19 protein-coding genes are annotated in these 21,961 nt (G+C 71.4%); 11 read left to right on the top strand and 8 right to left on the bottom strand.

All coding sequences use genetic code 11. The annotated features are described in order from the left end of the window. Positions 1 to 41: 41 nt before the first annotated feature. A complete protein-coding gene (locus DFJ66_RS13860) occupies positions 42 to 1,373 on the top strand; it encodes an MFS transporter (protein ID WP_121221423.1) in 1,332 nt (443 codons plus the stop codon). A gap of 4 nt (positions 1,374 to 1,377) precedes the next feature. Beyond that, on the top strand, positions 1,378 to 3,228 hold the full coding sequence (locus tag DFJ66_RS13855; RefSeq protein WP_121221421.1) for a helix-turn-helix domain-containing protein: 1,851 nt from the start codon (positions 1,378 to 1,380) through the stop codon (positions 3,226 to 3,228). Here DFJ66_RS13855 and DFJ66_RS13850 read toward each other — a convergent pair. The 3 genes from DFJ66_RS13850 to DFJ66_RS13840 form a co-directional block, all read right to left on the bottom strand. Then, positions 3,218 to 3,595, bottom strand: a complete 378-nt coding sequence (locus DFJ66_RS13850) for a MerR family transcriptional regulator (RefSeq protein ID WP_121221419.1) — start codon at positions 3,593 to 3,595, stop codon at positions 3,218 to 3,220. The two genes, DFJ66_RS13855 and DFJ66_RS13850, sit on opposite strands and share 11 nt — an antisense overlap. Further along, on the bottom strand, positions 3,582 to 4,559 hold the full coding sequence (locus DFJ66_RS13845) for an NADP-dependent oxidoreductase (RefSeq protein ID WP_121221417.1): 978 nt from the start codon (positions 4,557 to 4,559) through the stop codon (positions 3,582 to 3,584). The genes DFJ66_RS13850 and DFJ66_RS13845 overlap by 14 nt, the downstream gene beginning before the upstream one ends. 79 nt (positions 4,560 to 4,638) lie before the next feature. Continuing rightward, the gene (locus DFJ66_RS13840) at positions 4,639 to 5,943 is read right to left on the bottom strand and encodes a tannase/feruloyl esterase family alpha/beta hydrolase (RefSeq protein WP_397556363.1); all 1,305 of its coding nucleotides are present in this window, start codon (positions 5,941 to 5,943) and stop codon (positions 4,639 to 4,641) included. Positions 5,944 to 6,315: 372 nt separating this feature from the next. On the opposite strand from DFJ66_RS13840, the gene DFJ66_RS13835 reads away from it, so the two are divergent. Further along, a complete protein-coding gene (locus tag DFJ66_RS13835) occupies positions 6,316 to 6,582 on the top strand; it encodes a hypothetical protein (RefSeq protein WP_121221413.1) in 267 nt (88 codons plus the stop codon). A 177-nt stretch (positions 6,583 to 6,759) separates the two neighbouring features. Here the strand turns inward: DFJ66_RS13835 and secA2 are convergent, their stop codons facing one another. Together secA2 and DFJ66_RS13825 are read right to left on the bottom strand one after the other, a co-directional pair. After that, positions 6,760 to 9,078, bottom strand: a complete 2,319-nt coding sequence (secA2, locus tag DFJ66_RS13830; RefSeq protein ID WP_121221411.1) for an accessory Sec system translocase SecA2 — start codon at positions 9,076 to 9,078, stop codon at positions 6,760 to 6,762. 378 nt (positions 9,079 to 9,456) lie between these two features. Continuing rightward, positions 9,457 to 12,429, bottom strand: a complete 2,973-nt coding sequence (locus DFJ66_RS13825; protein WP_121221409.1) for an acetyl-CoA carboxylase family protein — start codon at positions 12,427 to 12,429, stop codon at positions 9,457 to 9,459. Between the two features lie 161 nt (positions 12,430 to 12,590). Here DFJ66_RS13825 and DFJ66_RS13820 point away from each other — a divergent pair, with 161 nt between their 5' ends. Both DFJ66_RS13820 and DFJ66_RS13815 read left to right on the top strand, forming a co-directional pair. Next, positions 12,591 to 13,535, top strand: a complete 945-nt coding sequence (locus DFJ66_RS13820) for a sporulation protein (RefSeq protein WP_170200138.1) — start codon at positions 12,591 to 12,593, stop codon at positions 13,533 to 13,535. Between the two features lie 15 nt (positions 13,536 to 13,550). Next, positions 13,551 to 13,823: a GlsB/YeaQ/YmgE family stress response membrane protein gene (locus DFJ66_RS13815; RefSeq protein ID WP_121221405.1), complete on the top strand. Its 273-nt coding sequence runs from the start codon at positions 13,551 to 13,553 to the stop codon at positions 13,821 to 13,823. Positions 13,824 to 14,171: 348 nt separating this feature from the next. Here DFJ66_RS13815 and DFJ66_RS13810 read toward each other — a convergent pair whose 3' ends face one another. Further along, positions 14,172 to 14,786 (bottom strand): TetR/AcrR family transcriptional regulator, encoded by a 615-nt coding sequence (locus DFJ66_RS13810; protein WP_246029751.1) that lies wholly within the window; start codon positions 14,784 to 14,786, stop codon positions 14,172 to 14,174. A 129-nt stretch (positions 14,787 to 14,915) separates the two neighbouring features. Between DFJ66_RS13810 and DFJ66_RS13805 the strand changes: the two genes are divergently transcribed. The 4 genes from DFJ66_RS13805 to DFJ66_RS13790 all read left to right on the top strand — a co-directional run bounded on the left by DFJ66_RS13805 (position 14,916) and on the right by DFJ66_RS13790 (position 18,694). Further along, positions 14,916 to 16,061, top strand: coding sequence for an acyl-CoA dehydrogenase family protein (locus DFJ66_RS13805; protein WP_121221402.1), 1,146 nt, complete (start codon positions 14,916 to 14,918; stop codon positions 16,059 to 16,061). 37 nt (positions 16,062 to 16,098) lie between these two features. Next, positions 16,099 to 17,298: an acetyl-CoA C-acetyltransferase gene (locus tag DFJ66_RS13800; protein WP_121221400.1), complete on the top strand. Its 1,200-nt coding sequence runs from the start codon at positions 16,099 to 16,101 to the stop codon at positions 17,296 to 17,298. 3 nt (positions 17,299 to 17,301) lie between these two features. Continuing rightward, positions 17,302 to 18,063 (top strand): SDR family NAD(P)-dependent oxidoreductase, encoded by a 762-nt coding sequence (locus DFJ66_RS13795; RefSeq protein WP_121221398.1) that lies wholly within the window; start codon positions 17,302 to 17,304, stop codon positions 18,061 to 18,063. Between the two features lie 61 nt (positions 18,064 to 18,124). Further along, positions 18,125 to 18,694, top strand: coding sequence for a TetR/AcrR family transcriptional regulator (locus tag DFJ66_RS13790; RefSeq protein WP_121231136.1), 570 nt, complete (start codon positions 18,125 to 18,127; stop codon positions 18,692 to 18,694). Between the two features lie 106 nt (positions 18,695 to 18,800). Here the strand turns inward: DFJ66_RS13790 and DFJ66_RS13785 are convergent, their stop codons facing one another. Both DFJ66_RS13785 and fabG read right to left on the bottom strand, forming a co-directional pair. Next, positions 18,801 to 19,253 (bottom strand): MaoC family dehydratase, encoded by a 453-nt coding sequence (locus DFJ66_RS13785; protein WP_121221396.1) that lies wholly within the window; start codon positions 19,251 to 19,253, stop codon positions 18,801 to 18,803. A 2-nt stretch (positions 19,254 to 19,255) separates the two neighbouring features. Further along, positions 19,256 to 20,017 (bottom strand): 3-oxoacyl-ACP reductase FabG, encoded by a 762-nt coding sequence (gene fabG, locus DFJ66_RS13780; protein ID WP_121221394.1) that lies wholly within the window; start codon positions 20,015 to 20,017, stop codon positions 19,256 to 19,258. A gap of 138 nt (positions 20,018 to 20,155) precedes the next feature. Between fabG and DFJ66_RS13775 the strand changes: the two genes are divergently transcribed. Both DFJ66_RS13775 and DFJ66_RS13770 read left to right on the top strand, forming a co-directional pair. Further along, complete coding sequence (locus DFJ66_RS13775) at positions 20,156 to 20,941, top strand: SDR family oxidoreductase (RefSeq protein WP_121221392.1); 786 nt, start codon at positions 20,156 to 20,158, stop codon at positions 20,939 to 20,941. Positions 20,942 to 20,947: 6 nt separating this feature from the next. Continuing rightward, positions 20,948 to 21,904, top strand: coding sequence for a quinone oxidoreductase family protein (locus DFJ66_RS13770; protein WP_121221389.1), 957 nt, complete (start codon positions 20,948 to 20,950; stop codon positions 21,902 to 21,904). The last annotated feature ends 57 nt before the right edge of the window (positions 21,905 to 21,961 follow it).

The following is a 21,961-nucleotide window of genomic DNA, read 5'->3' as shown; positions in this document are numbered from 1 at the left end:
CCCCGGAAAAACACACTCCCCCAATGAAGTGGTGACCCGCCATGACCAACGCCGCCCCACCCAAGCCAGGTTTCGCCAAGGTCGTCATAGGAAGCCTGATCGGCACCACGATCGAGTGGTACGACTTCTTCCTCTACGGCTCGGCCGCCGCGATCGTGTTCAACAAGCTGTTCTTCCCGACCGCCGACGCCCTGACCGGCACGCTGCTGGCCTTCCTCACCTACGCCATCGGCTTCCTCGCCCGGCCCCTGGGCGGCCTGGTGTTCGGCCACTTCGGCGACAAGCTGGGCCGCAAGAAGCTGCTGGTGCTGAGCCTGGTGCTGATGGGCGGCGCGACCTTCGCGATGGGCCTGCTGCCCACCTACGCGGCGATCGGGGTCGGCGCGCCGCTGCTGCTGACGTTCCTGCGGCTGGTCCAGGGCTTCGCGCTGGGCGGCGAGTGGGGCGGCGCGGTGCTCATCGTGTCCGAGCACGGCAGCGCCGAGCGGCGCGGGTTCTGGGCGTCGTGGCCGCAGGCGGGTGTGCCGATGGGCAACCTGCTGGCCACGGCCGTGCTGGCGATCCTCGCGGCGGTGCAGAGCGACGCGACGTTCCTGTCCTGGGGCTGGCGGGTGCCGTTCCTGCTGTCCGGTGTGCTGGTGCTGGTCGGCCTGTGGATCCGGCTGAGCGTGTCGGAGTCGCCGGTGTTCCTGGAGGCGCAGGCCAAGGCGGAGAAGGTCAAGGTCCCGGAGAAGCCGCCGATCGTGGCCGTGCTGCGCGACCACTGGCGCGAGGTGCTGGTCGCGATGGGCGCCCGCATGGCGGAGAACGTGTCCTACTACGTGATCACCGCGTTCATCCTGGTCTACATCACGACCTCGCTGGGCCTGCCCCGCTCGACCGGCCTCAACGCGGTGCTCATCGCCTCCGTGGCGCACCTGGTCACGATCCCGCTGTGGGGCGCGCTGTCGGACAAGATCGGCCGCCGCACCACCTACCTGATCGGCGCGGTCGGCATCGGCGCGTGGATGTTCCCGTTCTTCTCGTTGCTGGACAGCAAGTCCTTCGGCCAGATCGTGCTGGCGGTGACCGTGGGCCTGGTGCTGCACGGCGCGATGTACGGGCCGCAGGCGGCGTTCTTCTCCGAGCTGTTCGGCACGAAGGTGCGCTACTCGGGCGCGTCCATCGGCTACCAGCTCGCCTCGATCGCGGCCGGCGCGTTGGCCCCGATCATCGCCACGGCCCTGTTGCGCGACTTCAAGAGCTCGTTCCCGATCGTGCTGTACGTGCTGGCCATGTGCGTGCTGACGGTCATCGCGATCCTGGCGTCGCGGGAGACGAAGGGCAGCTCGCTGGACCGGACCGACGCCGAGCGCACCTCGGTGTCAGCATGAGGGCATGACCGACCGGGCGGACGCGGTGGAGCACCTGCTGGAGCTGCTGGACCTGCTCGCGGAGGACGCGAGCAGCGAGCGGCTGGCGCGGGTGCTCCCCGCGGCCCGCGCGGCGGGCGTGGCCGACGCCGACCTGGACCGGATCGGCCGGGCCACGCAGTGGGCGTTGAAGATCCGCCGCACGCTCACCGCGCACCGCCGCCGCGAGGCCGAGCTGGAGGCGTTGTTCGACACCGCCAGCGACCTCGCGGGCGTGCGGGACCCGGACGGCGTGCTCCGCTCGATCGTGCGCCGGGCACGGCAGCTGCTGGGCGCGGACATCGCGTACCTGAGCATGAACGCGCCGGGCGAGAACAGCACGTACATGCGGGTCACGGACGGGTCGATCTCCCCGCTGTTCCAGCAGCTCAAGCTGGGGATGGGGGAGGGGCTGGGCGGTCTCGTCGCCCAGTCCGCGCAGCCGTACGTGACCGCCGACTACTCCACCGACGACCGCTTCAACCACACCACGACCATCGACACCGCGGTCCGCGACGAGGGCCTGGTGGCGATCCTGGGCGTGCCGCTGAAGCTGGGCAGCCGGGTCATCGGCGTGCTCTACGCGGCCAACCGCTCACCCCGCCAGTTCCCGCCCGAGGAGGTGGCGCTGCTGTCGTCGCTGGCCGACCACGCCGCCATCGCCCTGGACACCGCGCACCTGCTGGAGGAGACGCGGACGGCGGGCGAGACGATCCGCGCCCACAACGAGGCCATGCGCCGGGCGGAGGAGGCCCACGACCGGCTCACCGACCTCGTGCTGCGCGGCGCGGACGTGCCCGAGGTGGCGGCGGCCGTGGCCAAGGTGCTCGACGGCGGGATCGTCGTGCACGACCACGAGGGCGTCGAACTGGCCCGCATCGGCACCGCGCAAGCGCTCGCGCCCCGCGCGGCGGTCAACGCGTCCCGCGCCTCGGGCCGGGCCATCCCGCAGGACGGGACGTGGGTGTGCGCGGTGCTGGCCGGGCGGGAGCTGCTGGGCAGCATCGCCCTGACCGACCGCCCCGACCTCGGTGACGCCGACCGGCGGCTGTTCGAGCGCGCCTCCGTGGTGACCGCGCTGCTGCTGCTGTTGCGCCGGACCGTCGCCGAGGCGGAGAACAAGGTGCGCGGCGAGCTGATCACCGACCTGCTCGGGGCGTCGGTCGACCCGGTGGCCCTCAAGGCGCGGGCGCGGCGGGTCGGCGTGGACCTGGCCGCCGAACACGTGGTGCTGGTCGCGGATGGTCCTCGTGACCGCATCCTGCCCGCCGCCGCGCACCTGGTGTCCTCGTCGCGGGGCCTGGCGGGCGTGCACGGCGAGCACGTCGTGCTGGTGCTGCCGGGCACGGACCTGGCCGGCGCGGCGCGGGACGTCGCCCGGGTGCTGGGCAAGGCGGCGGGCCTGCCGGTGACCGTGGGGTCGGGCGGCCCGGCGCTCGGTCCGACCGGGATCGCCGACGCGCACGCCGAGGCCGTGCGGTGCCTGCGGGCGCTGCTCGTGCTGGACCGGCGGGGGACCGGCGGGACGCTGGCCGACCTGGGTTTCGTGGGCGTGCTGCTGGGCGACCGGGCGGACGTGGCCGGGTACGTGCGGGCGACCCTGGGTCCGCTGCTGGACTACGACGCGAGCCGGGGCACCGAGCTGGTCCGGACGGTGACCGCGTACTTCGCGTGCGGGCAGAACCTGAGCCGAGCCAAGGACGAGCTGCACGTCCACGTGAACACGGTGGTGCAGCGGCTGGACCGGGTGGCCAGCCTGCTGGGCGAGGACTGGCAGTCGCCCGAGCGGGTGCTGGAGGTCCAGTTGGCCCTGCGCCTGCTCAAGATCACCGGCTGAGCTGTCCCAGCCAGGGCATCCGGCGGACCAACTCGTCCCGGACCCGGGTCAGGGTCTCGATCCGCTCGGTCAGCTCGGCCACCCGCGCCGCGCCCACCTCGGCGTACCCGTCCGTGCAGCGCGGGTCGTAGGGGAACACGTCGGGCGGGTCCGGCTGGTCCAGGTACGGCACGAAGGACCGCACGTCCGCGACGGTGAACCCGCTGTCCAGCAGGCCCTTGATGGTGCGCACGCGCGTCACGGCGGTGTCCGGGTAGACCCGGTAGCCCGCCGGCGTGCGCTCGGACTCCAGCAGCCCCCGCTGCTCGTAGAACCGCAGCGCCCGCGTCGTCACGCCCGCGCGCTCGGCCAGCTCACCGATCAACACCCGGTCCCCCGATCCTCACCACCACCTTGCCGGTGTACCTACCAGCCCGGAGGTCCAGCAAGGCGCGCGGGGCGTTCTCCAGCCCGTCCACCACGGTCTCGTCGTACACCAGGCCGTCGCGCAGCCAGGCGCGGAAGTCGCGGCCGAAGTCCGGGGCGCGGTGCAGGTGGTCCAGCACGCTGAAGGCGCGGACGGACGCGCGGTGCGCGAGCAGGGTGCGCGGATCGAGCGCGGCCCCATCGGCGAGCACCCCGCACAGCACCACCCGGCCACCGGGGTTGAGGTGCTCCACGGCGGCGGTGAGCTGGGTGCCGCCGACGTTGTCGAAGTAGACGTCGATGCCGTCCGGTGCGGCCTCGCGCAAGCGCACGTCGACGTCGTCGTGGTGGTCGAAGGCGGCGTCGAAGCCCAGCCGGTCGCGCACGTGGGCGACCTTGGCGGGCGTGCCCGCGCTGCCGATCACCCGCTTCGCGCCCGCACGCCGGGCGAACTGGCCGACCAGCCCGCCGACCGCGCCCGCCGCGCTGGACACGAACACCGTGTCACCGGGGCGGAACCCGGCGATGTCGAACAGCCCGACGTAGGCGACCAGGCCGAAGTTCAGGTGGGTGGAGAGGGAGGGGTAGGCGTCGGGGTCCACGCGGCGCACCGCGCTCGACGGGGCCACCGCGTACTCGCGCCAGCCGAAGGGGTGGGCGACGGCGTCACCGGGGCGGTAGGCGGGGTCGGCCGAGGCGACGACGTGACCGACCGCTTCGCCGTGCAGAGGAGCGCCGAGGGTGTAGCCGTGGCTCAGGTCGGGCTCGGTGACGCGGCGCAGCATCCCGGGGTCCAGGGACGTGAAAGCGTTGCGCACCACCACTTCGCCGGGTTCGGGGTCGCGGACCGGGACACGGGCGGTGGCGAAGGACTCCAGGGCGGCGGTGCGTCCGGCGAGGCGGATCTCGGTGCTGCTGAGGCTCATGGGCGGACGCTAAACCTTGACCCGCGGGTCAAGGTCAAGCCCGCTCGGCCGCCCCCAGTGCGGCCGAGCGGGCTGGGGGTCAGGCCAGCGCGCACTCCGTCGTGGAGACCACTGGCGGACGGGCGACGGTCGCCGACGCCGGCGGGGGAGTGCCGCGCAGCCAGCCCTCCAGGGCCGCGAACGCCGTGCGGTGGCACGGGGTCAACGGGCGCAGGCGGTCGGGGTAAGCGTCGAACAGGGCGTCCACGTGCGTGCCGCCCTCGATCCGGTAGTAGCGGAACAGGTGACCCCGGCCGGCCTTGTCGATCATCTGCGCGTAGACGTCCGAGTCCTTCGAGATCGGGAGCAGGGTGTCCAGCGTGCCGTGCAGGGTCAGCAGCGGCTTGCCGATCCGGCCGGTGAGGGCGATCCGGGCGACCGCGCGCTGGGCCTGCGGCCGGGACGCGTAGTCGTAGTCCGCGTCGCACGCCGGGGTGCCGGGCGCGCAGAACGGGGTGCCGGCCTCGGTGTCACCGTCCCAGGTCGGGTCGAGCTCCTCGCGGTAGATGCGCTGGGTCAGGTCCCAGTAGACCCGGTGGTGGAAGTCCCAGAGGAACTCCGACTCGGCCGGGAAGCCCGCGGCGATGACGGAGGCCTTGTCGCCGTTGCGGTAGGCGGCGAGGGTGGGCGGCAGGAAGGACAGGAGGTTGTCCTCGGCCCAGAGCGTGCCCTCCCAGTCGACGCCGCCGTCGTAGAGCCAAGGGAAGTTCTCCAGCTGCCAGCGGACCAGGTAGCCGCCGTTGGACAGGCCGGTGGCCAGGGTGCGGCTCGGTGGGCGGCAGTACCGTTGCGCCACCACGGCTTTCGCGGCGATCGTGAGCTGGGTGACGCGGTGGTTCCACTCCACGATCGCGTCACCCGGGCGGGTGCCGTCGCGGTAGAAGGCCGCGCCGGTGTTGCCCTTGTCGGTGGCGGCGAAGGCGTAGCCGCGGGCCAGGACGAAATCGCTGATGGCCCGGTCGTTGGCGTACTGCTCGCGCACGCCGGGCGAGCCCGCGACGACCAGGCCGCCGTTCCAGTTCTTCGGCAGGCGGATGACGAACTGGGAGTCGTGCGCCCAGCCGTGGTTGGTGTTGGAGGTGGAGTCGTCGGGGAAGTAGCCGTCGACCTGCGTGCCCGCGACGGGCGTGGGCGCGGGCAGGCCGGCGGGGGTGAGCCCGGCCCAGTCGGCGGGGTCCGTGCGGCCACCCGCGGTGGACAGGTCGTCGAGGTGGGTCAGTTCCTGGTGGGCGGCACCGGGAACGCGCAGGGGACCACAGCCCTCGGTCCCCGCTTCGGCGAGGGCGGGTGTGGCCTGCGCCAACGTGGCGACAAGCGCTGCGACCAGCGGAACGGCGATGTTCACCCGTCGCACCGTAGGGCGGGTGGCGTGGCGCGGTAATGGTTCCCCGCACCATGCCGTTCCGGGTTCAGGTGTCGGCGATAGCTACTTCGAGTGACCCCTGGCCGGTGGACCCGGACGCGCAAGGTGATCGGAGATCGACCGCCGCACCATCACCGATCCGGGTCACGGCCGACCGGTCGACGTTCTTGCCACTTCTCGGGTTTGTAGTGCAACGAGCGGGGGAGCTGCGGGGAGATTCGCCCGGCGGTGGCGGCTTGAGTCGCACGATCGGGCAGTTTTCTCGCCAGTTCCGTGGGGTAGCTGAGATGCCCCAGCGAAATTCGCACCTCCAGGTGATTTACGTTCACCCGCCGTGAGGTGAACGCTTCCGGGGTGACTGAGCAACGGAGCTCTACGCCCCTCGACCAGGAATCGGACCTGATCCGGCGCATCCAGAACCTCGCGCGCCGCGCCGAACGCACGGCGTTCAACCACTCCAACCTGGTCGGCCCGCCACCGTCCCAGGAACACCTGGACATCCTGGCGGAGATCCGCGCTCTCACCGAGCAGGCGGTAGCGGCGAGATTCGGCAGACGAACCACCCTGCCGCGCCAAGCGGAGCCGGTAGAGGACAAAACCCTCCCGCTGCGCATCCGGTAGCGCACGCCGCGGGCCGGGGCTCACCCTCGGCCCGCCACACCTCTGCCACCGCACGCCTCCCGGGGCCGCAGCCCGTCACCCGCAAGCCCGAACGCCGGCAACCCCCGAACGGCCCGAAACGCCGAACGGCCCCCGCCGTCACCGGCAGGGGCCGTCCGCCAACGCCGACTCACCACCTCACCGGCGGCGCACCAGCTTCACCAACCCCTTGAACGTCTCCTCCAGCCCGGACGAGAACGGGTTGTCGTTCACCAGGTACGTCCACGTCGTGTTCGGCCGCTGCACCCCGGCCTCCGCCAGGTGCGCGCCCTCCTCGTCGATCTTGACCTTCGCGAACGTCTCCTCCGCCTCGTCCCACGCGTCCGGCACGATCCGGTGGTACGCCGGGATCGCCTCGCGGTGGAACTCGTCCAGCGGGTTCTGCCGAGCCAGCGCGCGCAGGTGGATGCCCTCGCGCAGGTCCGTCAGGAACACCAGGTGGTCGCTCCACCGCTGGTCGAGGTGGTGCAGCGCGATCAGGCGGGCCGCCCGGACCAGCACCTCCCGGTCCAGGTCCGCCAGTTCCTCCGCGCGCTCCGGATTCCGCTTCGACAGCTCTTCCCACGCCAGGTCCGTGGTCAGCACCTTGTCGCGGAACTCCAGGACCAACGTCCGCTGGTGCTCGATCAGCTTGTTGTACCGCCACGTGTTGCGGTGGATCTCCAGCTGCACGCCCTCGGCCACGCGCTGCGCGTGCTCCACGGTGTGCAGGGTGCCCGCATCGACCACCCGCCCGTCCTCCTCGACCTCGGCGGGCTCGTCGTGGTCGGGCACGTACTGGGTCACCAGGTCGTCCTGCAGCGACGAGAAGAACACCGACCCGCCCGGGTCGCCCTGCCGACCCGCCCGGCCGCGCAGCTGGTCGTCCAGGCGCGACGACGAGTGCCGCCCGGTGCCGATCACGTACAGGCCGCCCAGCTCGGCGATCCGCTCCCGGTCGGTCGACTCGTGCCCGCCCAGCCGGATGTCGGTACCGCGACCGGCCATCTGCGTGGACACCGTGATCCGCCCGAACGACCCGGCGTCCGCGATGATCGCGGCCTCCTCGGCGTCGTTCTTGGCGTTGAGCACGACGCACTCCAGCCCGGCCGCCTCCAGCTTGCGCGACAGCCGCTCGGACTCGGCCACGTCCAGCGTGCCGACGAGGATCGGCCGCCCGGTCTCGTGGACGGTCTTGATCTCCTCGACGATCGCGGCTTCCTTCAGCTCCAGCGTCGTGTACAGCCGGGGCGCCTCGTCCTCGCGGACGCACTCCACGTTCGACGGGATGACCAGCACTTCGAGCTTGTAGAAGTCCCGCAGCTGCTCCGCCACGGCCACCGCCGTGCCGGTCATGCCGCACACCGTCGGGTACCGCGACAGCAGCGCCTGCACGGTGACCGAGTCCAGCACCTCGCCCGCGTCCGTGGTGGCCACGGCCTCCTTGGCCTCCACCGCCGCCTGGAGGCCGTCCGGCCAGCGCTGGAGCTTCGCGATCCGGCCGCGGGTGTCGTTGATCAGGTGCACCTTGCCGTCGCGCACGATGTAGTCGACGTCCCGGTGCAGCAGGACCTGCGCGTGCAGGGCCACGTTGACCTTGGACAGCGTGGTCGACACGTGCTCGTCGGAGTACAGGTCGATCCCGCCCAGCGCCCGCTCGACCAGCTCGGAACCCGCGCCGGTCAGGTAGACGTTGCGCTCCTCGTCGTCCACCTCGAAGTGCAGGTCGCGGCGCAGCCGCTTGACCAGGTCGGCCAGCGCGGGGTCCACCGCGGGACCGGCCGTGGAGCCCGCCAGGACCAGCGGCACGCGGGCCTCGTCCACCAGCACCGAGTCGGCCTCGTCCACCAGCGCGACGCGCGGCGCGGGCACGATCCGGTCGGCCTCGTCCACCGCGAGCCGGTCGCGCAGCACGTCGAACCCGATCTCCGACACCGACGCGTAGCAGACTTCGGCCTGGTAGGCGGCGCGGCGCTCCTCGGGCTTGCTCGACTGCGAGATCCACCCGACCGACACGCCGAGCAGGTCGTACAGCGGCCCCATCCACTCGGCGTCGCGCTGGGCGAGGTAGTCGTTCACGGAGACGACGTGCACCTGGTCGCCGCGCAACGCGAACCCGGCCGCCGCGATGGCACCGGAGAGCGTCTTGCCCTCACCGGTGGCCATCTCCACGACGTGCCCCTCGAGCAACCCGAGGGCGCCGAGGATCTGCACGTCGAACGGCCGCAGCCCCAACGCCCGGTCGGCGGCCTCACGCCCCAGCGCCACCACCTCGACCAGCTCGGGCCGCCCGAACTCGCCCTTCTCCCGCAACTCGGCGGCCTTGGCGGCCAACTCCTCGTCACTGAGCGCACCCATCCGCTCGGCCAGCTCGTTCACCTCGTCGAGCAGCTTGCGATACGGCGTGAGGTCGGCGGAGCCGGGCTTCTGCGCGAACCGACGCAGCCGCTGCTTGAACCGTCCCAGGAGAGTGGTCACGGCACGGCAACGTACGGCACGCGCCCAACGTTCCGCACGTCACCCGGTTGACTCTTCACTCTCCCACCCCCTGGACGCGCGCAGCGCGCCGATCCGCGCGCAGCGCGCGGTGGTGTCAGCCACAAGTGAAGGGCCTCGGTTCCCCCACCGTATGGCCCGCCCGAAGGGCTACCACAGATTCTCCGGGTGCAGCCGAATTTTGTGCGAGGAACGAGCAGAAAATTTAGCGGCACCCGGAGAATCTGTGGTTGGCTCCGCCGGGTCATGCGGTGGGGGAACCGACGCCCTTCACCCCCCATCGGTGGTTCGCCCGCCGGCAGGCGCTCTTGATCTTGAGAGCGCGCAGCGCGTTCACGCTTGAAAGGCGCGCAGCGCGTCTCACCACGTGTCCACGAAGGGCCGCTTCTTACCAGCCCGCTCCCGAGCCGCATCCGAGAGCAACTGCGTGCTCACCCACCGCCGCGTCTCGGCCGGGTCGATGACGTCGTCGATCTCGAACGCCGAAGCCACGTTCAGTGCCTTCCCGTGCTCATAGGCGGCAGCCACCATCGCCTCGAACGCCTCCCGCCGCTGGGCAGGGTCCTCGATCCCGTCCAGCTCCCGCTTGAACCCGAGCTTGACCGCCCCCTCCAACCCCATCGGCCCGAACTCGCCGCTCGGCCACGACACCGCGAACCGGGGCACCTTCAGGCTCCCGGCCGCCATCGCCTGCGCCCCCAGCCCGTACGCCTTCCGCAGCACGACCAGTCCGAACGGCACGTCCAGGTTCGCCCCGCCCACCAGCATGCGGGTCAGGTGCCGCACGGTGGCCGTCCGCTCCGCCTGCGGGCCGACCATGAACCCCGGCGTGTCGCACAGGGACAGCACCGGCAGGTCGAACGCGTCGCACAGCTGCAGGAACCGGGCCGCCTTGTCCGCCGCGTCGGCGTCGATCGCCCCGCCCAGCACCGACGGGTCGTTGGCGATCAACCCCAGCGGCTTGCCCTCGACCCGGATCAGCGCCGTCACGATCCCGCGCCCGAACTCGCGCCGCAACTCCAGCACCGACCACGTGTCGGCCAGGGTCTCCACCACGGTCCGCACGTCGTAGGCCCGCACCCGCTCCTCCGGCACCGCGTGCCGCAACAACCGCTGGTCAGGCGCCTCCCAAGTGGAAACCGGACCCTGGAAGTACGACAGGTACTTCTTCGCCACCGCGACCGCCTCCGCCTCGTCGGCCACGGCCACGTCCACCACCCCGTTGGGCACCTGCACGCTCATCGGCCCGACCTCCTCCGGCCGGAACACCCCCAACCCGCCGCCTTCGATCATGGCCGGCCCACCCATGCCGATCGTGGCGTCCCGCGTGGCAATAACGACATCGCACGTCCCCAACAAAACAGCATTGCCGGCAAAACACCGCCCGGACGCGATCCCGACCAGCGGCACCAACCCCGACAGCCGCGCGAACAGGTGGAACGCCATGCAGTCCAGCCCGCTGACCATCCCGTGGTCGGTGTCCCCGGGCCGCCCGCCCCCGCCCTCGGCGAACAGCACCACCGGCAGCCGCTGCTCCTCGGCCAGGGCGAACATCCGGTCCTTCTTGGCGTGGTTGCGCAACCCCTGCGTGCCCGCCATCACCGCGTAGTCGTACGACAGCGCCACCGCCCGCCGCCCGTTGACCAACCCCACCCCGGCGACCATGCCGTCCGCCGGCGTCCGCTCGACCAGCTCGTCCAACGACCGTCGCCGCCGCTGGGCCGCGATCGCCAGACCGCCGTACTCCACGAAATCCGTGCACAGGTCGGCGATGTTCTCCCGCGCGGTCCGATGGCCTTGCGAATGCCGCTTCGCCTCCGCCTCCGGCCGCGAGAAGTCGTGCCGGGCCATCGTCTCGGCCAGGTCCGCCCGGATCTCGTCCAGGTCGACGTCCACGACCTTCTCCTCGACCGCGTCCGTCCCGCCGTCGGCCAACAACGCACCCTCGGCCACGGTCTCGCCGACCGACACCAGCACCCGCCCGTCTCCCACGGCCACGACGTGCTGCATCTTCATCGCCTCGACCACGACCGTGCCGTTCTCGACGGCCACCACGGTCCCCTGCACGGGCGCACGCGGTCCCCGGTCCTCACGCGGCAGCTCGTCCACGAACCCGGTGTGCGCGGACAGCACGTCGGGGTGGTCCAAGAGCCCCCGCAGAAACCCCAGGTTCGTAGCGGCCCCGTCCACTTCGAACTCGCCCAGGGCCCGCCGAGCCCGCCGCAACGCCGTGTCCAGGTCGTCGCCGTGCGCAACGACCTTCGCCAACAGCGCATCGAACCCAAGCCCAGCCCGAAACCCCGGATACGCGTGCGTGTCCACCCGCACCCCAGGCCCGCTAGGCGGCGCGAACGTGGACAGCCGCCCAGCCGACCCCAGGTTGACCCGCACCTGGATGGCCGCTCCCCGAGCGACGTGCGACAGGTCCGGCTCGACCTCCGCCGCCAGCAGCAGCTGCGCCCGCACGAGGTCCAGCCCGGTGACCTCCTCCGTCACGGTGTGCTCGACCTGCAACCGCGGGTTGGCCTCCAGGAACACGAACCGCGAGGGCGTGACCAGGAACTCGACCGTGCCCAGCCCGGTGTACCGGACCGCTCGCGCGATCGCCGCCGCCGCCTCGTGCAACCGCACTCGCAACCCCGGCTCCAACCCCGGCGCCGGGGCGATCTCGACCAGCTTCTGGTGCCCGGACTGGAGGCTGCAATCCCGGTCGCCCAGCACGGTCGTGCCCACCAGCTGCACCTCGATGTGCCGGGCGGGCGTCAGGAGCTCCTCCACGTACACCGACCCGTCACCGAACGCGGCCAACGCCTCGGCCCGGCACCGCTCGACGGCCGGCGTCAGGTCACCCAGCCGCCGCACCACCCGCATCCCTTTGCCGCCACCCCCGGACACGGCCTTGACCATCACGGCCCCGTGCGCCTTGAAGAACTCTTCGAATCCCGAAGTCGCCCCGGCCAGCACCGGCACCCCGACCTCTTCGGCCAGCGCACGCGCGCTCAACTTGTCCCCGAGCAGCGCCAGCACCTCCGGCGGCGGCCCGACGAAGGTCAGCCCCACCTCGGCGCACCGCCGCGCGAACTCGGCGTTCTCGGACAGGAACCCGTACCCGGGGTGCACGAACCGGCACCCCTCGGCCGCCTCCAACAACTGATCGATGTCCAGGTAGGACGACGGCCCCTCGCCACGCAGCCGCACGGCCCGGTCGGCGAGGCGGGCGTGGCCGGGGTCGTCGTCGGTGTACACGGCCGTGGTGCGCCACCCGAGGTCCGCGGCGGCCCGCAGGACCCGGACGGCGACCTCTCCCCGGTTGGCGACGAGCAGTGTGGACACCGCAACCTCCTGAGCGACCGCTTAGTATGTGACTGCCGTCGCATACTGGCACCCGCGCTTAGCGTTCGTCCAGAGCCAACCGATCCACCCGGTAAGGCGTCCTTGGGACAAATCGCTCCCGCGGGACGCGAGCCGCACAGGTGTCAGGAGGACCCACCGTGGTGTTCAAGAGGATGTTGCGCGCGTTCGGAGTCGGCGGGCCGACCGTGGACACGGTGCTGACCAACCCCAACGTCCGCCCCGGCGAGCTGCTCACCGGCGAGGTGCGCATCGCGGGCGGCGACCACCCCGCCGACATCGACTACGTCAAGCTCTCGCTGGTCACCCGGGTCGAGGTGGAGAGCGGCGACAGCGAGCACAACCGCAACGTCGAGTTCGCCCGCATCGTCGTCGGCCAGCGCATCCAGGTCGGCCCCGGCCAGCACCTCGCGCTGCCGTTCCAGTTCCCGGTGCCGCTGGAGACCCCGCTGACCGTCGTGCACGGCACCCACCTGCACGGCATGACCATGGGCCTGCGCACGGAGCTGGAAGTGCGCGGCGCCGTCGACCCCGGCGACCTCGACCCGATCAACGTGCACCCGATCCGCTCGCAGGAGCACGTCCTCAACGCGTTCGGCGCGCTGGGCTTCCGCTTCACCCGCGCGGACTCCGAGCAGGGCCGCATCCACGGCGTGCCCCAGCAGCTGCCGTTCTACCAGGAGATCGAGTTCCTGCCGCCGCAGCAGTTCCTGAGCAAGATCAGCCAGATCGAGCTGACCTTCATCACCGACCCGCACCACCTGTACGTGGTACTGGAGGCCGACCGCCGCGGCGGCCTGTTCCGCGCCGGCGGCGACACGTTCGGGCACTTCGCCATGTCCCACGATGAGGTGATCCGCACGGACTGGGCGGGCGTCCTCCACCAGTGGATGGACCAGGTCGCCGGACGCCGTTCCAGCCACGGTCACGGCATGCACGGGGGCCACTACCCAGGTCACCACGGGGGTCACCACGGCGGGGGAATCGGGGCCGGCGGGGTCGTCGCCGGGGCTGCGGCCGGCGTGTTCGGTGGGATGATTATCGGCGAGGCCCTCGACGAGATCGGGGACTTCTTCGAAGGCGACTAACCCGCAGGAGGCATCGTGGGCATCGGCGGTGTGATCAGCGCTCTGATCGTGGGTCTCATCATCGGGTTCCTCGGCAAGCTCGTCGCTCCCGGCAAGCAGAACATCCCCATCTGGCTGACCCTCGTGGTCGGCATCGTGGCGGCGTTCCTGGGCACGTTCATCGCCCGCGCGCTGGGCGTCGAGGACACCCCCGGCATCGACTGGATCGAGATCATCGTTCAGGTGGTGCTCGCCGCCATCGGCGTGAGCCTCGCCGCAGGCTTCTACGGCCGACGACAAGTCCACTAGCGACTCTCGAACAAGGGCCTTCCGGCACACCCCGGAAGGCCCTTGCGCGCAGCAAGGCCCTTCGCGCGCGCAGCGCGAAGCGCACGGTGGTCGCACCACAGGTGGAGGGCCTCGGTTCCCCCGCCGTATGGCCTGCCCGAAGGGCTACCGCACTTCGGGTCGGGTGCAGCCGAAAATCTTGTGAGGAACGAGCAAGATTTTTAGCGGCACCCGGCCCGAAGTGTGGTTGGCTCCGCCAGGCCATGCGGCGGGGGAACCGACGCCCTTCACCCCCCGCTGGCGGCCTGCCGCGCGGCGAGCGCCGCTTGTGAGCTTTTCATCTTTTGATCTTGAGAGCGCGAAGCGCAATCAGGCGCTGAGCATCCGCAACACCAAGTCGGCGTACAACGTGCCGATGGACTCAGGCGTCCGCCGCCCCCCAGGCTTGTACCACCGAGCCACGTCGATGCACAGCGACAACACCGCCAAAACGGCCCCCCGCACGTCCGGCACCTCGAACGCCCCCGCCGCCACCCCGTCCTCGATCATCTCGCGCACCGTGGACTCGATCTCCCGCCGCAGCTCCACCACCTCGGCGTGGTGCTCGGGCGTCAGCGCGGTCAGCTCGTACTGCACGACCCGGGCCGTCAGGTGGAACTCCGCGTGCCACGACGAGAAGGCCTTCACCGCCGCCGCCATCCGGGCCACCGGCTCGGTCTCGGTCACGCCGGTCAGCATCTCCAGCGCCCGGCGGTGGCCGATGCGGGAGATCTGGAACAGCAGGTCCTCTTTGGACCGGTAGTGGATGTACACCGCCGCCGGGCTCATGCCGGCCTGCGCGGCGATGTCGCGCGTGGTCGTGGCGTGGTAGCCCCGGCCGGCGAAGGCGGCGGCCGCCGCGATGAGCATCCGCCGGGCCGCCGGGGGCGTCACGTCCCGCCAGGTGTGCTCCAGCAGCTCGAACTCGTGCGCGGTGGTGGTCACCGCAGCCTCCCGGGTGCTCGTGGTCGGCCTCCTTGACAAGGACCGACAGCGTACCGCAGGCTAAGCACACGCTTAGGGCCTAAGCAACCGCTTAGTATGGCTGTCGGTATGCCTGTCTGTGGAGGGAACGTGCAGCGCACCCTGTTCGAGGACGACCACCACGCCTTCCGGGAGACCGCGCGCGCGTTCGTCGACCGGACCGTGCGGCCGAACTACGAGAAGTACGTGGAGCAGCGGTACATCGACCGCGAGCTGTGGCTGGAGGCCGGTCGGCAGGGTCTGCTGGGCCTGGAGATCCCCGAGGAGTACGGCGGCAGCGGCGCGAACGACTACCGCTTCAACGCCGTCTTCGCCGAGGAGCTGTGCAAGGTCAGCGCGGGCATCGCGAGCTGCCTGGGCATCCACGGCGACGTCGTCGCCCCCTACCTGGTGGACCTGTGCACCGAGGAGCAGAAGCAGCGCTGGCTGCCCCGGTTCTGCTCCGGCGAGCTGACCACCGGCATCGGCATGACCGAGCCCTCCGGCGGGTCCGACCTGGCCGCCCTGCGCAGCACCGCCGTGCGCGACGGGTCGGACTGGATCCTCAACGGCTCCAAGACGTTCATCACCAACGGCTACTCCGCCGACATGGTCGTCGTGGCCGCGCGCACCAGCCCGGAGAAGAAGTCCAAGGGCATCACGCTGTTCGCCGTCGAGACCGGCATGAAGGGCTTCGAGCGCGGGCGCAAGCTGGACAAGGTCGGCCAGCCCGAGTCCGACACCGCCGAGCTGTTCTTCGAGGACGTCCGCATCCCCGCCGAGAACGTCATCGGCGAGGTCGACCGCGGCTTCATCTACATGATGGAACGCCTGCCGCAGGAACGCCTCGGCGGCGCGATCTCGAACCTGGCGCACGCCAAGCAGATCCTGCTCGAGACGATCGAGTACGCCAAGGAGCGCAAGGCGTTCGGGCAGTCCATCGGCTCGTTCCAGCACAACAAGTTCCTGCTCGCCGAGCTGGTCACCAAGGTCGACGTGACGCAGGCGTTCCTGGACCAGTGCACCATCGCGCACACCAAGCGCGAGCTCAGCGCCGTGGACGCGGCCAAGGCCAAGTACTGGAGCGCGGACGTCCAGAACGAGGTCCTCGACGCGTGCGTGCAGCTGCACGGCGGCTACGGCTACATGACCGAGTACCGCGTGGCCCGCGCGTGGATGGACGCCCGCGTCACCAAGATCTGGGCCGGCTCCAACGAGATCATGAAGGAACTCATCGGCCGCGACCTCGGCCTCTAGTCCTCACCCAGGCCTGCATCCACCGCAAGGAGTAGCCATGCCCGAGGCTGTCGTCGTAGCCACCTCGCGCTCCCCGATCGGCCGGGCCCGCAAGGGTTCCCTGGTCGACCTGCGCCCGGACGACCTGGCCGCCCAGGTCATCCGGGCCGCTCTGGACAAGGTCCCTGCGCTGGACCCCGCCACGATCACCGACCTGCACCTGGGGTGCGCCGAACCGCAGGACGAGCACGGCCAGAACGTGGCCCGCCGCATCGCCGTGCAGCTCGGTCTGGACACCGTGCCGGGCACGACGGTGAACCGGTTCTGCGCGTCCTCCGTGCAGACCGCCCGCATGGCCTTCCACGCCATCAAGGCGGGGGAGGGGCACGCGTTCATCAGCGCCGGCGTCGAGTGCGTGTCCCGCTACCGCCACGGCGACCCGCACTTCAACCCGCTGTTCGCCGAGGCCCAAGCGCGCACCGCGGAAACCGCCGAGCACAACACCCCGTGGACCGACCCCCGTCTCACCGGGGACCTCCCGGACTACTACATCTCGATGGGCCAGACCGCCGAGAACGTGGCCACCCACCTCGGCATCTCCCGCCGCGAGCAGGACGAGTTCGGCGTCCGCTCGCAGAACCTGGCCGAGAAGGCGATCGCGGACGGCTTCTTCGCCCGCGAGATCACCCCGGTCACCCTGCCCGACGGCACGGTCGTCAGCACGGACGACGGCCCGCGCGCCGGCGTCACGCTCGAAGCGGTGCAGGCGCTCAAGCCGTCCTTCCGTCCACAGGGGACGGTCACGCCGGGCAACTGCTGCCCCCTCAACGACGGCGCGGCGGCCGTGGTCATCATGAGCGACACGCGTGCCCGCGAACTGGGCCTCACCCCGTTGGCGCGCATCGTGGCCACGGGCGTGTCCGGCCTGAGCCCGGAGATCATGGGCCTCGGCCCGGTGGACGCGACCCTGCAAGCGCTTGCGCACGCCGGGATGTCCATCGGCGACATCGACCTGGTCGAGATCAACGAGGCCTTCGCCGTGCAGGTGCTGGGCAGCCAGCGGGCGCTGGGCATCGACATCGACCGCCTCAACGTGCACGGCGGCGCCATCGCGCTCGGGCACCCGTTCGGCTCGACCGGCGCCCGCATCATGACCACCCTGATCAACGGGATGCAGGCCCGGGACGCGCAGTTCGGCCTGGAGACCATGTGCGTCGGCGGCGGGCAGGGCATGGCGATCATCCTGGAAAGGCTGTAGCTGATGGGAATCCTCGACAAGTTCCGCCTCGACGGCCAGACCGCGATCGTCACCGGCGCGTCCTCCGGCCTGGGGGTGGCGTTCGCCAAGGGCCTGGCGGAGGCCGGCGCGGACGTCGTGCTGGCCGCGCGGCGGGTCGACAAGCTCAAGGAGACCGCCGCCCTGGTCGAGGCCGCGGGCCGGCGTGCGCTGATCGTGCGCGCGGACGTGGCCCAGCCCGACGACTGCCGCGAGGTCGCCCGCGCCGCCGCCGAGTTCGGCGACGTGCGGGTGCTGGTGAACAACGCCGGCGTGGCGTCGGCGGTGCCCGCCTCGAAGGAGACGCCCGAGCAGTTCCTGGGCGTCATGGACGTCAACCTCAACGGCGCGTACTGGATGGCCCAGGCCGCCGCCGCGGTGATGACCAACGGTGGGTCGATCGTCAACATCTCCAGCGTGCTCGGGCTGGTGTCCGGTGGTCTGCCGCAGGCGGCGTACGCGGCGTCCAAGGCGGGCCTGATCGGCCTGACCCGCGACCTGGCGCAGCAGTGGACCGGGCGCAAGGGCATCCGGGTGAACGCGGTCGCGCCCGGGTTCTTCGCCTCGGAGATGACCGACCAGTACCCCGACGGCTACCTGGACGCCCACATCGGGCGGCTCCCGATCGGCCGCGCCGGCGACCCGGAGGAGCTGGCCGCGGCGGTGGTGTTCCTCGCGTCGGCCGCGGGCGGCTACACCACCGGCACCACCCTGGTCGTGGACGGCGGCGTCACCCTCGGCGGCTGACCCGTCCCACCTGGGCGCTCGTTGGCGTGGTGGCCCCGTTCGGCCGTTTATGCTGCTCGGCATGGCATCTGTGCCGGAACGGCTGATCGGGGCGGCCACCAGGTTGTTCGCCGACAAGGGCTACGACCGCGTGGCGGTGCAGGAGATCGTGGACTTGGCCGGGGTCACCAAGGGCGCGATGTACCACTACTTCGGGTCCAAGGACGACCTGCTCCAGGAGATCTACGGCAGCCTGCTGCGGATGCAGACCGAGCGGCTGGAGGCGATCGCCTCCGGGCCGGGGCCGGTCGCCGAGCGGCTGCACGCCGTCGCGGCGGACGTCGTGGTGACCTCGGTGGAGAACTTCGACCAGGCCAAGGTGTACTTCCGGTCGGCCGACCAGCTGCCCGAGGCCAAGCGGCGGGCCATGCGCGCCGAGCGGCGGCGCTACCACGAGCGGTTCCGGTCGCTGGTGGAGGAGGGGCAGGAGGCAGGGGTCTTCCGGACGGACGTGCCGGCGGACGTGACCGTGCACTTCTTCTTCGGCACGGTCCACCACCTGGGCACCTGGTACCACACCACGGGTCCGTTGTCCGCCAAGGAGATCGGCCGCCACTACGCCGACCTGCTGCTGGGCTCCCTGCGCCCCTGACGCGCTGGGCCTCCGTCGGGCCTCCAGCCGGCGCTTCATCTGTCCCACGGCACCGGACCGACCAGGGCACGCCCAGGCTGTGGTTCCCGGGCGCGCCCTGAGGAGCTCACGGCACCAGCAGTACGACCGTCTCGGCCACGCACGCCGGCTTCGGCTCGCCGTCGATCTCCACGACCACCTTCACCACGGCCTGCTTGCCCTGCGCCATGTCGGTGATCTCGGTCAGCTCCGCCCCGGCCCGGATGCGCGACCCGACCTTGACCGGCGTGGGGAAGCGGACCTTGTTCAGGCCGTAGTTCACGCCCATCGACAGGCCCTGCACGGTGTAGATGTCCCGCACCAGCAAGGGGATCAGCGACAGCGTCAGGTACCCGTGCGCGACCGGCGCGCCGAACGGGCCCGCCGCCGCCTTCTCCAGGTCGACGTGGATCCACTGGTGGTCGCCGGTCGCGTCGGCGAACAGGTTGATCTCCTGCTGGGTGACCTCGTGCCACGGCCCGAAGCCCAGGTGCTCGCCCTTGGCGGCGGCGTACTCGTCCAGGTTCGCGAAGGTCCTCATCCTCAGTCCTTCGGTCCGCCGGCGACGTAGATGACCTGGCCGGACACGAACCCGGCGCCCTCGCTGACCAGGAACGACGCGGTGTGCGCGATGTCCTCGGGGGTGCCGGTGCGGCCGACCGGGATCATCGCCGCCGCGCCCTTCTTGAAGTCCTCGAAGTCCACGCCGACGCGGGCGGCGGTGGCGGCGGTCATGTCGGTCTCGATGAAGCCCGGCGCGATGGCGTTGACCGTGACGCCGAACTTGCCCAGCTCGATCGCCAGCGTCTTGGTGAAGCCCTGCAAGCCGGCCTTGGCGGCGGCGTAGTTGGCCTGGCCGCGGTTGCCCAGCGCGGACGTGCTGGACATGTTGACGATCCGGCCCCACTTGGCCTCGGTCTGGAACTTCTGCACCGCCCGGCTCATCAGGAACGAGCCGCGCAGGTGCACGGTCATGACCGCGTCCCAGTCGTCGTCGGTCATCTTGAACAGCAGGTTGTCGCGCAGGATGCCGGCGTTGTTGACCAGCACGGTCGGCGCGCCCAGCTCGTCGGCGACCCGCTGCACGGCGGCGTCGACCGACGCGCTGTCGCCCACGTCCACGCCCACGGCCAGCGCCCGGCCACCGGAGGCGTTGATCTTGCCGACGACGTCGGCGCAGCCTTCCTCGTTGAGGTCCAGCACCGCGACGGCGAAGCCGTCCTGCGCGAGCCGGGTCGCCACGGCCGCGCCGATGCCGCGCGCCGCGCCGGTGACGATGGCCACCCGTGCGTTGGTCTCGGCCACGAAATCCTCCTTGATACGGGCTAAGCACTGGAACCGAGCTAAGCAAGCGCTTGGAAACTACCGGCCGACACGGCTTGACGCCACAGCCCGGTGGGACGACCATACCGACTGGTCGGAATGTCGCCAAGGGAGGCGCGGATGGAGTTCGAGGGCAAGGTCGCTTGGGTCACCGGCGGCGCGAACGGCATCGGCGCGGGGGTGGCCCGCAGACTCGCCGGTCTGGGCGCGCAGGTCGTCGTGGCGGACGTGGACGTCGACGGCGGCAAGGCCGTGGCCGACGAGGTCGACGGGCTGTTCGTGCTCTGCGACGTCAGCGACCCCCGGCACAGCGAGCAGGCGGTCGCCCAGGCCGTCGAGGCGTTCGGCGGGCTGGACATCGCCGTGCTCAACGCGGGCATCGCCACCGGTTTCGGCCTCGGCGACGACTTCGACCCCGACCGGTACCGCCGGGTCATGGGCATCAACCTCGACGGCGTCGTCTACGGCGTGCACGCGGCCCTGCCGGCGTTGAAGGCGCGCGGCGGCGGGCACATCGTGGCCACGGCCAGCATGGCCGGTCTGATGGCGATGCCGATGGACCCGGTTTACGGTGCCAACAAGGCCGCCGTCGTGGGGTTGGTGCGGGCGCTCGGGCCGACGCTGGCCGGCGACGGCGTCACCGTCAACGCCGTGTGCCCCGCGTTCGCCGACACCAACATCATCGCGGGGTTCAAGGAGGCGCTGGAGTCCGCCGGGATGCCCATCCTGACCGTGGACGACGTGGTGGACGCCTACGTCGCCGTGCTGCGGTCCGGCGGCACCGGCCAGTGCTGGTACGTCCAGGCGGGCCGGCCCAGCGAGCCGTTCACGTTCCCCAACCCGCCCGGCCCGCGCACCGCGTCCGGGCAGCGCGTCACCCTGCACGACCCGTCCCAGGAAGGCTGAAATCCGTTGCGTGCCATCCAGATCACCGAGTTCGGCGGCCCCGAGGTGCTCACCGAGGTCGAGCTGCCCGACCCGGTCGCCGGTCCGGGCGAACTCCTCGTCGACGTCAGCCGCGCGGGCCTGAACTACGCCGACACCCACCAGGCCGAGAACTCCTACCTCGCCAGGATGGAGCTGCCGCTGGTGCCCGGCGGCGAGGTCGTGGGCCGCACGCCGGACGGCCGCCGGGTCGTGGCGCTGACCAACTTCGGCGGGTACGCGGAGAAGGCGGCCGTGCCCGAGGCGACCGCGTTCGACGTGCCCGACGCCGTGGACGACGTGACCGCGCTGAGCATGGTCGTGCAGGGCGCGACGGCGTGGCTGCTGCTGCGCAAGAGCGTGCACCTGGAGCCGGGGGAGTCCGTGGTCGTGCACGCCGCCGCGGGCGGGGTCGGGTCGATCGCCGTGCAGCTGGCCAAGAAGTGGGGCGCGGGCCGGGTCATCGCGACCGCGAGCAGCGAGGACAAGCGGAAGCTGGCGCTGGACCTGGGCGCGGACGTGGCCGTGGACTCGACGGCCGAGGACATGACCGCGGCGCTGCGCGAGGCCAACGGCGGCCGGCGCGTGGACGTCGTGCTGGACATGACCGGTGGCGCGGTGACCGACCAGAGCGTGGCGGCGCTGGCCCCGTTCGGGCGGCTCGCGTTCTACGGGATGGCCAGCCGGGAACGGCCGTCGCCGGTGGACCTGGGCAAGCTGCTGGTGCACTCGACGGCCATCGCCGGGATGTGGCTGCCGCACGCGTTCAAGCTGCCCGGCCGGGTCGTGCACCGCGCGATGAGCGAGCTGTTCGCGCTGGTGGAGGCCGGGGAGCTGCGGGCGGTCGCGGGTGGCGAGTACGGGCTGTCGGAGGTGCGCCGGGCCCATGAGGACCTGCGGTCGCGGCGGACCACGGGCAAGTTGGTGCTGGACCCGTCGCGCTAGTGCTGTCTTCTTGTGAGTGGTCCCGGCCGGTGGGTCGTGGTCGGCCCACCGGCCGGG

This window comes from Saccharothrix variisporea, assembly GCF_003634995.1.
Taxonomy (GTDB): Bacteria; Actinomycetota; Actinomycetes; order Mycobacteriales; family Pseudonocardiaceae; genus Actinosynnema; species Actinosynnema variisporeum.
This window is presented reverse-complemented; position numbering and strand designations above follow the sequence as displayed.